The organism is Marinactinospora rubrisoli (assembly GCF_042664915.1).
GTDB lineage: Bacteria > Actinomycetota > Actinomycetes > Streptosporangiales > Streptosporangiaceae > Marinitenerispora > Marinitenerispora rubrisoli.
On the sequence record NZ_JBHTBH010000020.1, the window covers coordinates 30960 to 41501 of the forward strand.

13 protein-coding genes are annotated in these 10542 nt (G+C 71.9%); 3 read left to right on the plus strand and 10 right to left on the minus strand.

Annotated features, from left to right (window positions below):
• Nucleotides 1-85: 85 nt before the first annotated feature.
• From ACFQRF_RS26940 to ACFQRF_RS26985, 10 genes are all read right to left on the minus strand, one after another.
• On the minus strand, nt 86-2137 hold the full coding sequence (locus ACFQRF_RS26940; RefSeq protein WP_379874200.1) for an FtsK/SpoIIIE domain-containing protein: 2052 nt from the start codon (nt 2135-2137) through the stop codon (nt 86-88).
• 72 nt (nt 2138-2209) lie between these two features.
• Nucleotides 2210-2659, minus strand: a complete 450-nt coding sequence (locus ACFQRF_RS26945; protein WP_379874201.1) for a hypothetical protein — start codon at nt 2657-2659, stop codon at nt 2210-2212.
• Between the two features lie 206 nt (nt 2660-2865).
• Entirely contained in the window at nt 2866-3072 is a 207-nt protein-coding gene (locus tag ACFQRF_RS26950) for a hypothetical protein (RefSeq protein ID WP_379874202.1), read from the minus strand.
• Nucleotides 3069-3443: an RRQRL motif-containing zinc-binding protein gene (locus ACFQRF_RS26955; RefSeq protein ID WP_379874204.1), complete on the minus strand. Its 375-nt coding sequence runs from the start codon at nt 3441-3443 to the stop codon at nt 3069-3071. Before ACFQRF_RS26955 ends, ACFQRF_RS26950 begins: the two co-directional genes overlap by 4 nt.
• A gap of 244 nt (nt 3444-3687) precedes the next feature.
• Nucleotides 3688-5076 (minus strand): winged helix-turn-helix domain-containing protein, encoded by a 1389-nt coding sequence (locus ACFQRF_RS26960; protein ID WP_379874205.1) that lies wholly within the window; start codon nt 5074-5076, stop codon nt 3688-3690.
• Nucleotides 5073-5666 carry a hypothetical protein gene (locus tag ACFQRF_RS26965; RefSeq protein ID WP_379874207.1) on the minus strand — a complete coding sequence of 198 codons (594 nt, stop codon included), beginning with the start codon at nt 5664-5666 and terminating at the stop codon, nt 5073-5075. The genes ACFQRF_RS26960 and ACFQRF_RS26965 overlap by 4 nt, the downstream gene beginning before the upstream one ends.
• Nucleotides 5663-5881: a hypothetical protein gene (locus tag ACFQRF_RS26970; protein WP_379874208.1), complete on the minus strand. Its 219-nt coding sequence runs from the start codon at nt 5879-5881 to the stop codon at nt 5663-5665. Before ACFQRF_RS26970 ends, ACFQRF_RS26965 begins: the two co-directional genes overlap by 4 nt.
• Before the next feature lie 88 nt (nt 5882-5969).
• Nucleotides 5970-6125, minus strand: a complete 156-nt coding sequence (locus ACFQRF_RS26975) for a hypothetical protein (protein ID WP_379874210.1) — start codon at nt 6123-6125, stop codon at nt 5970-5972.
• Nucleotides 6122-6259, minus strand: coding sequence for a hypothetical protein (locus tag ACFQRF_RS26980; RefSeq protein WP_379874211.1), 138 nt, complete (start codon nt 6257-6259; stop codon nt 6122-6124). The genes ACFQRF_RS26975 and ACFQRF_RS26980 overlap by 4 nt, the downstream gene beginning before the upstream one ends.
• Nucleotides 6259-6474 (minus strand): hypothetical protein, encoded by a 216-nt coding sequence (locus tag ACFQRF_RS26985; RefSeq protein WP_379874213.1) that lies wholly within the window; start codon nt 6472-6474, stop codon nt 6259-6261. Before ACFQRF_RS26985 ends, ACFQRF_RS26980 begins: the two co-directional genes overlap by 1 nt.
• A 530-nt stretch (nt 6475-7004) precedes the next feature.
• On the opposite strand from ACFQRF_RS26985, the gene ACFQRF_RS26990 reads away from it, so the two are divergent.
• From ACFQRF_RS26990 to ACFQRF_RS27000, 3 genes are all read left to right on the plus strand, one after another.
• Nucleotides 7005-7871, plus strand: a complete 867-nt coding sequence (locus ACFQRF_RS26990; protein ID WP_379874214.1) for a hypothetical protein — start codon at nt 7005-7007, stop codon at nt 7869-7871.
• A gap of 5 nt (nt 7872-7876) precedes the next feature.
• Nucleotides 7877-8674 (plus strand): protein phosphatase 2C domain-containing protein, encoded by a 798-nt coding sequence (locus ACFQRF_RS26995; RefSeq protein ID WP_379874238.1) that lies wholly within the window; start codon nt 7877-7879, stop codon nt 8672-8674.
• 216 nt (nt 8675-8890) lie between these two features.
• A complete protein-coding gene (locus ACFQRF_RS27000) occupies nt 8891-10468 on the plus strand; it encodes a hypothetical protein (protein WP_379874216.1) in 1578 nt (525 codons plus the stop codon).
• The last annotated feature ends 74 nt before the right edge of the window (nt 10469-10542 follow it).

Sequence of the window (10542 nt, forward strand, 5' to 3'; positions counted from 1 at the left end):
CCCAAGATCGGCGGGGGTTCCCGGGTGTCTAGCGGGGTGTCTAGGGTCGGCGCTGGTAGACGCCCCCACTAGACACCCCGCCTAGTCACATTCCGTAGTTGGCAGCGGCGGCTTCGAGGTCTTCCCTCGGGTAGCCGCGGACCTGACGCCCGTCGTCGGAGTAGCGGCCCGCGCGGACTTCGAGCGCCAGCAGCTCGGTTTGGACGTCGATCAGGTCCCAGCCGAGGTGGCCGGCGATGTCGTGCCCGCGCACCCCGGGCTGTCCCTCCGACAGCTCCAGGGCGGCGGCCAGCACCTCGGGCATCTCCCCGTCGTCCAGGTCCTCGCCCGCCTCAGAGGGCGCGCCTGCGTGGTGCCAGGCTGCCCGCGCGGGCAGTGCCCGCACCTGCTCGTCGGTCATGTGCCACAGCCGGGTGTGGTCCGGGGGGGCGTCCTTGGGGCCGGTGCGGATCATCGCCCAGCCGGGGATCTCCAGCTCTGAGGGGGTCCACCCGGTGGCGGTGGCGTTCTCCCCGAAAACCACCCGGTCCGCCGTGGGCGATTCGGTGCGCAGGGACAGACGGGTGGTGATGTTCTCCGTGACCAGCGCGGGGATCCCCTCGCTCTTGGTCGGGTACTGGGTGGCCCAGTGCAGCCATATCCGGCCCGCGCGCCCCTGAGCGGCGATGTACTCCAGCTTGTCCAGCACGTCCTTGTACGACTTGGTCTTGGACATGCGGACGATCGAGGCGCCCTCGTCCACGACGAGCACCAGCTCGGGGTGCTCCTCGGTGGGCGTCCAGTCGGTGCCGCCGGCGTGCTCCTGGCGCCACTCCAGCTCCAGCGCCACCTCGGAGATGGCCAGGTAGACCCGCTGCTGACCGGCCGCGCCCACCCCTTTGACGGTGCGGGCGCAGTGCTCCCACAGCGGACACTCCTGGCCTTTGGGGTCGATGAACACCAACGCCGCCAGGGGGTTCATGGCGACGCGGGCCATCCACGGCCGCATCGCCGTGGACTTCCCGGCCCCGGTTGTGCCGGCCACCAGGCGGTGGCCGTAGGGGGACACCTCCGCGATGCGGCCGGTCTCTGGCACGATCCCGATACCCTCGCGGCCCTCGTACCAGGAGGTGTCCAGGGCGGGAGTGCGGGTGCGGATCCGCAGCACGGCCTCGTCCCCCCGGGCGCCGGGGGTGATCTGCACGCCCGCCTCGGCCGGGACGGCCAAAGCGGCGCGGATCTGCCCGACCGCGCCCCGGACCCGGCCCGGGTCCCATTTGCCGTCCAGGGTGAGCACCACGCACAGCCCGGCCTCGTCCAGGGTGGGCGCACCCGGGGTGAGCCCGGCCAGCCCGCGGCTCTTGGCCTGGGCCGTCCAGTCCGCCAGCCGCTCCAGGATCACGTTCTCCTCCGGCGTCGCCCCGAGCACCCGGGTGGCCTGCGCGGCCCCGGCCGCCGTGGCGGGGTTCGCGGGGGCGCCGGTCACGGCGGGCGGGCGGGGCGCGTCGGCCACGGCCGTGGGGGGCAGTTCGGTGGCGGTCGTGGTGCCCTCGGCGATGGCGTGGGCGCGGCCCTGCACGGCCAGCCATCCCCACGCCGCCGGCCAGATCAGCACCCCGATCCACATCCCGTTGGCGGCCATGAGCACCGGGCCGACGACGACGGCGGCCGGCAGCGCGAGCTTGCGCAGCAGCCGCCCGGACCGGGCGCCGAGTGTGCGGGCGTCGACTTCGAGTTCGGAGACGCAGCGGCGCTCCAGCCGCTGGATCTCCCGCTGAGCAGCCCTTTTGTCCTCCGGGCTCAGGGCGCGGCGCGCGCGCTTCGCGGCGGCGACGCGCTTGTGGTCCAGGTCGCGCTCGGCCTGGTCGACCATCTCAGTGCGTAGGTCGGGGTCCATGACGTAGCCCATGGCCACGTTCCAGTAGTGCAGCCACGCCAGCACGGCGTAGGTGTGGCCGGTGGCCAGCACGTGGCGGGCTCGCTCAGCGGCGCCTGCGGCCGTGCGGGTCGTGGCGGCCTCGCTGGCGTAGACGGCGGTGGGCTCCAGCGGCGCCTGGGCGCGCTTCGGCTCCGTCATGCCGGTGGGGGTGTGCGGCGCGTCCTCGGCGCCGGGGGCGGGCACCACGCTCAAGTGCCGCCTCTTGGTCTGACGTGCCATCGCTGCTCCTCTCCATCACGATCACGTGGGAACGGGAGGGGGGCCGCCACGGGGCGGCCCCCCTCCGGGTGCTCATCCGCCGCCGATCGCGCCACCGACGAAGGTGGCGACAATGCCCGCGCCGAACATGTGCACGGCGTCGATCACGGCTGGCAGGAACCCTCCGGCCGACCCGTGCGCCGCGACCGGAGTCACGATGAGGGCCGTGATGGCCAGCGGGTTGTAACGGTGATCCTTGAGCAGGTCCATGACGGTGACTGCGGCGCCGCCGATGCACAGCACGCCGTAGACCGCGGCCATCGGCAGCGGCTCACCGATCATGGAGCCGAACTGGTTGGCCATCGGCTCGACCACCGAATTTGCCCAGCCGACCATGGTCTGGGACAGCGCGGACCGGTAGAGCAGCATGGACCCGGCGAGACCCACCACCAAGGGGATCATGCCGCCCCAGAACTTCATCTTGAGCTTCTTGTCCAGCCAGTACGCCGCACCGAAGCTGCAGATCGCGAAGAAACCAAACATCTTGAGTTGCGTCCTTGCTGGTCAGGCGGCCGCGCGCGGGGCGGTGGCCGGGGGGATGGTGCGGGCCAGCGCGCGCTGGGCCTGGTCGCGCCGGTGCCGGCCGGGCGGCAGCGGCGTCGGGTCGGGGTGGTGCATGCTGGGATCTCCTCTCGGGGAGCGGGGGCGGCCACCTCTTGGCGGATGCGGGCCGCCCCCGTACAGGTCAGTCAGAACAGAGCGGGCTGGACCAGCCCGGCGTCGGTCGGGGTCGCGCGGGCCTCGTCGCGGTGGGCACGGGCGTCAGCCTCGGCCTCCCGCTGGGTCCACCGGCCGGGGCCGGCGTGCCCGCACGGGCAGACGGCCCGGTGCACCCACGCCTCGCCCTGCGCGGTCTCTTCAACGGTGCGCCGCACGGCGGGGATGTGCCGGATCACGCAGCCACCTCCCACTCGGGGTCGGCCGGGATGCGCTCCGCGCACGGCGGGCACGTCCAGCCCGTCGATCGCGGCAGGCAGTGCTCGAACACCTCGCCGCAGGTGCGGCAGGTGTGGCGGGCCAGCAGCGCGCGGGCGACCGCGCGCCACCGGCGGGGCGTCATCGGCCGCACCTTCGCGGCCTTGGCGATCTCGTACAGGTCGGCTCGGCGGCGGCCGCGCCGCCACAGGAGCTGCGCGACCGGGTCCTGCCCGCCGGGCCTCAACCCGAGCGCGCGGAGCTGGCGGCGCGTGGCCAGGGTCGGTGGAGCCCAGCCGTAGCGGTAGGTGGGGATGGTGCCGGACCCGTTCAGGTCCGGGCGAGCGGACATAGCGCCTCCTCGAATCGGATCGGGTGGACCTTCTCGCCTGGGCGTCGGTCTCGGGGGGCCGGCGTCCGGCTCGCGGGCATGGGTGCCGCGCGTCACCGGCGCTCGGCCGATCCCCGAGGGGCGCTCGCCTCGGGCGGGCGGGTCCGGAGTGGTGAACGGGCCGCCCCGCCGGGTGTGCGGGGCGGTCTGGTCACCCACCGGACGGTGGGGGCGGGGCGCCCGCTATAGCGGGCGCCCCTGGTGGTTAGGCGTTCTGCTTGGGCGCGTACACCAGATGTCCGGCCTCGGCCAGCGCGCTGCGGTGCTTGGTCACGGTCGTCCGCGACAGCCCGACCAGCCTGGCGAGCTGGTTCGTGCTGACTGCGGGGCCGTACTTCTGGATCGCGGCGAGCACCTTTGCCTCGTTGAGGCGGCCGATCTCCTCGGAGTCCGGCGGGGTGTCACCCTCGCTGTCACCCGGGGCGGCGGGCAGCGTGTCACCCTCCCCGGTGTCGGGGCGGATCGCCTGGCCGGACGGGGTGACAGGGGGGGTGACAGGGGGGGTGTCACCCCCCTCTCCTCCGCCGTCGCCGTCCTCGTCGTCGGGCCTGTCCAGCCAGTCCTCGATCGCGTCGAGGCCGCGCTGGGCCGTCGCCGCGATCCGCCGGTCCCGCTCCCTCACCGGGTCCGGCGTCTTCTTGCCGGCCTCGATCTGCGCGGCCGCGGCGCTGTCCTTGCGGGTGGGCACCTCGGTCACCTCGGCCAGCCCCGGCATCATCTGCGCGAGCATCTGGATCGGCAGGCGCCCACCGACCTTGGCGGCCAGCTCGTAGCGCAGCCGCAGCCGCTCCGCCTCCGCACTGTCCTTGGCCATCGCCACCCGGTTGGCGGCCAGAATCTGTGCCTCCTCCTTCGTCGCCTTGGCCTCGGCCATGGCCTGCGCGAACGCCGCGTCACGCCACACATCGGCGATCTCGCGGCGCTGCTCGACGGTGAGGGCGGAGTTGTCGGCGTCGGCCTCCGCCTGGGCGGCCGCCGCCTTCTCCTGCGCGGCCTGCTTCGCTTCCTCAGCCGCCGCCTTGGCCGCGTCGGCGTCCTGCGCGGCCTGCTCCCGGCGGGACTTCTCCGCTCGCTCGGCCGCTTCCTGCTCGGCCTGCTCGTCGGCGGCGCGCATGCGGACCACCAGGTGCCACAGCCCCTTGGACAGCAGCGGCGTCGTAGCGAACAGCAGCGCCGTCGAGGCGCCGGTGTGAAGGGCGATCGCGGCGGAGGCCAGCGCGGCCACCGCCCAGCCCAGGATCTGCGCCTCGCGGCGCACCGCAGGAGCCAGCCACGCCAGCACGACCGTGCCGATCAGCATCACGTCGAACACAACCCCGACGGTCACCGCGACCGCGGGGTGGGCGGGAACGGTGTCCGCCACTGCTGTGGCTGCCCACGGCAGTGCCACCGCAGAGGGCACTGCCGCCGCGCCGATCGTGAGCCGGAAGGGGGTCAACCAGGACCACCACCGCTCCGTGCGGGGCTCCGGCTGCGCCGGCGCCTCGGGGGCCTCCGGCGGGGCGGAGTCGTCCAGGGCGCTGTCGGCCCGGGCCTGACGGTCGTCGTCGGGCGCCGCCGGAGGTGCCTCCTCCTTCTTCCTGAGGGTCTTCACTGCTTGTCCTCTCTCGTTGTGGCGATGTCGTCGGCGGGGTCCAGTTCGGCCAGCCGGGTCAGCGGCGCCAGCAGCTCCTCGCTGGTGGGGTGGTTGGCCAGGGCGGTGCTCATGCGCGCGCTGATCTCGGCGCGCAGCGCCGCGTAGCGGCGGCGCTCGTCCTTGTCCGTGGCGGGGTCGGCCTCGGCGCGGGCCAGTGCCCAGCCGAGCGTGTGGAGCCGGTACAGCAGGGCGACACACGCCCACGACGCGCCGTGGGCGCGCCTGGCCTGGTCGGCCACTTCTTGGGCGGTGCCGGTCCACGCCGTCACCACCGCGTCCAGCCGGGCTGCCAGCGCGTCGCGCTCGGCCTCGGCCCGGGCGCGTCCCGCGGCCTGGCGGCGGTTCTCCTCCCGGGCCTCGGCCAGGACGTCGCGGACCGCATCCAGCTCGGCGGCCTGCCGGCGCCGTTCACGGTCCACGGCCTCCAGCACCGCGCGCACCCGGGCCAGCTCTTCCTCGGCCCGCACGCGGCCGGCCGATTCGATTTCCAGCAGCTCCTCACGAGCGGCGGCCCTGCCGGGCAGGGCCGCCGCGATCAGCTCCATCACGCCCGCCACCCCTCACGGGGCAGCGAGTCCACCAGCTCACGCAGGCCCGCCAGCTCGGCCAGAGCCGCGTCGCGCTCGCGCTGCACGGCGACCAGGGCGGCGCGCAGCGCGCGGTTCTCCTCGTCGACGGCGACCAGCCGTGCGCGGGTCGCCTGCCGGTCGGTAGCGGCCGTGCGGCCGCGGCCGCGGGCCAGGTGCTCCAGGTCTCTCCTCATCACGACCACCGCCAGCACAACAGCCACAGCCCGATGGCCAGCAGCGTTATCACGGTGATGGCGCCGTAACCGAGCACCTCAGTAGGGGTCATTTCTCGTCTCCGTCCTGGTGCTTCTCGCGGCGCGCCTGCTCGCGCGCCTCGCGGTCGGCGAGGATCCGATCTCTCGCCGCGTCCCTCTCCTCGTCGGTCATGCGGTCCAGCCGCTTGGACTCGCCGCACCACGGCCACGGGGCGACCATCACGGCCCCCACCAGGCGTAGGCGGCGGTGCCGACGACCAGCAGCACCGCCAGCGCGGCGGTGAGGTGTCCCAGCAGCAGCGCGGTGAGCACGGAGCCCGTCAGGGCTCCGAGCACCAGCGCTAGGGGCGTCTCCATCACCGGGCGCCCGCCGGCCGGGCCGTCGACCAGCGGGCCGCGACCAGCTCGGCCAGCCCGCGGGCGATCTCCCGCCGCGTCACGGTGGCCTCCAGGTCCTCACCAGGCAGGGGGCCGTACACCCACAGGCCCGGGTCAGTGCCCCTGACCAGGTCGTCCAGGAACCGGACGCCCTCCGTCGCCTCGACCGTCGGTCGAGAGAGAATGCTCATCATCGGGTCGTCTCCTCTCTGTTGGGGACCCGATCGGCCCCGCCCGGGATGCGCCCCGGGCGGGGCCTCCTGCTGTCCGGGCACCAGGTGGTGCTCGGGGGCCGTGCAGCCCCGGCCACGCACCACCCCGAGGGGTGGATGCGCACCGGCGTCACACGGACGCGGAGAGTCACGTATTCGTGGCGCAGTCATCGGCGCGACCCCGGCCGAGGTGGCACCCTCGGCAGCCCCGGCCACACTGGCAGGGGACGTCGCCCGTTCACCCCCCGACAGGGGGGCTGAGCTGCGGCTTTTTGTTCTCACGCTGTTGAGTTGTCAAGCACGCGGGACCAGCAGCGCTACTGCGCCGCCCCACCGGCAAGGTGGAAGCGCAGTTCACACCGGGTACTCAGCAACCGGTGGCTACTATCGAAGTGCAACCCCGGTTGCGGTGTGCGAGACGACAGTACGACAGACCCAGGGGGTTTCGCAACCCCCGTTGCACATGTACAGTGCAACGGGGGTTGACATTAGGAATGGAAGGCTCTGAACCCATGGAACTCACGCAGCGGTTCGCTGACCTCGCTAAGGAGATTGCCGAGATCAGCGACCCACTAGAGCGGTCGAAACGCGCCCACAAGGTGGTGACTGATCTCCAAGAGGTGACCACCGAGCTACTGCGCGCCCGCCGTGAAGGTGTCGAAGAGCTGATCGCTCTGGGCATGAAACAGACCGAGATCGGGCGGCACCTGGACATCAGCCGACAGATGGTCGGCAAGCTCATAAAGGCGTCTCCGCCGCCGGAGCGGGCTTTCCTCGGCACGTCGAAGATCACGATCGCGGTCGGGGAGAAGCGGGAAGCGGCCAAAGACCACGGGCCAGCCGGGCCAGCCGTGGCCACGGAGGATCTGGCCGCTTTCGACATCCTTTCGGGACTCGCGCGCGAGCTGAAGCTGGAGGCGTCATACGAAACCGTGGCGTCTCCGGGGCTGATCGACCTCAACCGCGACAACCTGGTGGTCATCTGCGGGCCTCGGCTGTCGCCAATGATCGGGCAGATCCTCGCCAGCGACCAGCACATCAAGTTCGATCGCGACGAATCCGGGTGGTACTTGCAGGACCAGGTCACCGGGATCGCGTACCGCTCCCCGATGGACACCGGCGAGCGCGCGGACTACGCCTACCTCGGTCGACTGCCGCGCCCGGACGGGCGCGGCACGTTCGTCTACCTGGCCGGTATTCACGCCGTGGGCGCCACGGGAGTCACGCACTGGCTGGCCCACAACCTCTCGGACCTCTACAGAGAAGTAGGGCGCCGCCGGTTCTCCACGTTGATCCGCTGTACATACACCACCGACCCTCTCCAGATCACCAGCAGCGAGCGAGTGACCCCCCTCTACCGCCGCGGAGCTGCCGCGTGATCGCCATGGCCACCGCTCCCGGAAACCCGGCACGGCCGATGGAGGACTGGGCGGGCGCCACCGACACCGCCGTCGTCGTACTTGACGGCCTGTCAGCCCCCGAGGGCACCTCCTGCCGCCACGGAACTCCGTGGTTCGTCCGCCAACTCGGGCCACGACTGCTCACTCATGCCTCACAGCCGGAGGTCACCCTCCGGCAAGCTCTGGCTGCGGCCATCCGTGAGGTGGCTGCCCTGCATGAGGACACGTGCGACCTGTCACACCCGGCCACCCCATCGACCACGGTCGCGATGGCACGGCGGTGCGGCGGCGACCTCCAGGCGCTCGTCGTGGCGGACTCCTCCGTGGTCGTCGCGACCACGGAGAACATGGTGGACGTGCTCAGCGATAGCCGGGTGGACGATGCGGCCCGGTCTGAGAGTCAGGCCGCACTGGCCGCCCCGGCCGGCCCGGAGCGAGACCGACGCGTCGCCGATCTGGTCCGCGTCCAGCAGCAGCTTCGCAACCGGGCCGGCGGCTACTGGGTCGTCCAAGCTGACCCCGACGTCGCTGACCATGCCGTCACGCGCACGTGGCCGATCGCCTCCGTGCGGCGTGTGGCCCTGCTGACCGACGGCGCGACACGACTGGTCGACACGTTCGACGCGCTGTCCTGGCCCGACCTTCTAGACCTGATCGCTTCCCGCGGCCCCGGCGCCCTGATCACGGAGACGCGACGCCTGGAGGCCCAGGATCCGCGTGCTGTCCGGTGGCCGCGCTACAAGCGGGCTGATGACGCGGCGGTCATCGACTGGGCGCCGTAGCTCTGCGATTACAAGTGGCCATGCCGATGACGCGGTGACACGCGGTGATGCGGCAGGATGGCTCCAAAAGAAAAAGGCCGGGAGTTGCAGCTCCCGGCCGAACGAAGCGGCTGACATGATCACTGGCTGGCCACCGCTCCATCGCTTGCGACCATCGTACCCAATGGGTGCGCTTGGTCGGTGGGCCGGGATCGTGTCGCCTGGAAAGGTGACCTCGTGACCCCGCGCGCTGGTACGCGCCACCGCTACGGCATCCAGTTCTCGCCCTACATGTGGGTCCGGGACGTGCCGCTGGCCACCCCGGTCCTGCACGTCGTCGCTGAGGCGATCGCGACGGCGGTCGACCCTGACGGCTGCTACTGCTGGCAGCGCTACGAAACCATCGCAGCCAACGCTCGCGATGTGAGTAAGAGCGCGATCGTGAAGGCCATCGACACCCTGGCGGCAGGCGGCGTCCTCCGCAACATCAAGGGGGATGAGCGATTCCGCATCCTCGATGAGGGCGGGGTCTCCTACTCCCGCGACAAGCCGCCAGCGGTCCTGGAGCTGCTGATCCCGCTCTCGGCTTACTCGGCCGAGGACCTGGAGCGCGTGCAGCGAATGCGCTCCGACAAGGGTCGGCCCCCGCTCACCGCAGAGTCGCGCCCCGACATCACCGAGATGGTCGGAGAGCGCAAGAAGCGGTCCGACAAGGGCAAGTCCGCCCCCCAGCGGCGCCGCAAGGACGTGCGCCAGTCCGACGCCGAGTGGGCGGAGCAGCAGCCATCGCTCCACGCAGCTCAGGACGCAGCGGCGGCCGGTGACCCGGGTCTCTCAGACACCGGCCCCGATGTCTCAGAGACCCCGCCCAGCGATGGCGCGGACACCACTTCGAAGAGCCCGGTGTTTCTCAAACACCACGCCCGGTGTTTCTCAAACACCACGCCCGGTGTTTCAGAAACACCTAACCCTCCTCTTAGTGACCCCAGGCGAGTTGACCCGGATCTCCGTCCGTCCGTAGGTGCTCAACCACAGGAGGAGTCACCGCACGTTGACGAGACGGACGGAACGGACGAATGGGACTCGACGTCAGCGGTGAACCCGCCGGCCACTGCGCCCGGTGGCGCTGACGCGCCGCCCGTGCCGCCTCAGACACCGTCCTCGGTCGCCGAGATGATCGTGGACGGCCTGCTGGCCGACACGGCACACGCCGCCCCTCTGGCCGATCCTCAGGGCGACAGGGGGCGTCTGGTGGCTCTCGCGCAGTCCGCCCTCGACCGGGGGATCACGCCTCAGCGGCTCCGCGAGATCACCTCGCGTGGCCTGCACAACGTCCGCAAGCAGTGGGCCCTGGCGACGCGCTTGGCCGATCCGGAGGGGTTCGCCCAAGTCGCCCAGCCCGAGTTCGGCGGGCGGCTGCTGCCGGTGCCGGCGGCTCGGCCGCCGCTGTGCGAGACGCACCCGGAGTGCGACCGCACGCGGTCGGGCCGGTGCGCCGAGTGCGTGGTGGAGGAGCGGCTGCGCTGGATCGAGGACGGGACGCTGGTGGAGTGGGCCTACGACGCCGAGAGTGACACCTGGACCGACACCGACGGCCAGGAGGTCCGCGGCGACCAGCTCACCCCCGAGGAGCAGGCCGCGATCGAGGAAGAAGCGGCGGCGTTCGCCGCCGCGAAGGCGGCGGCCGCGGGCGGTGGTGGGGAGTCCCCCAACCGGGCCGACGTCCTGGCGCTGGTTCGCCAGTCACTGGAGGATGCCCGGCTTCGGAGTCGCCGTGAGCGCGGACTGCCGACCGCTCCTGACGCCAGCAACTGAATGTCTTTACAACGTAAAGATAGAGGTTCCGGGCTGTAGTGGGCGTATCAGGTGTGCCGGTCCGCGCCGACGTC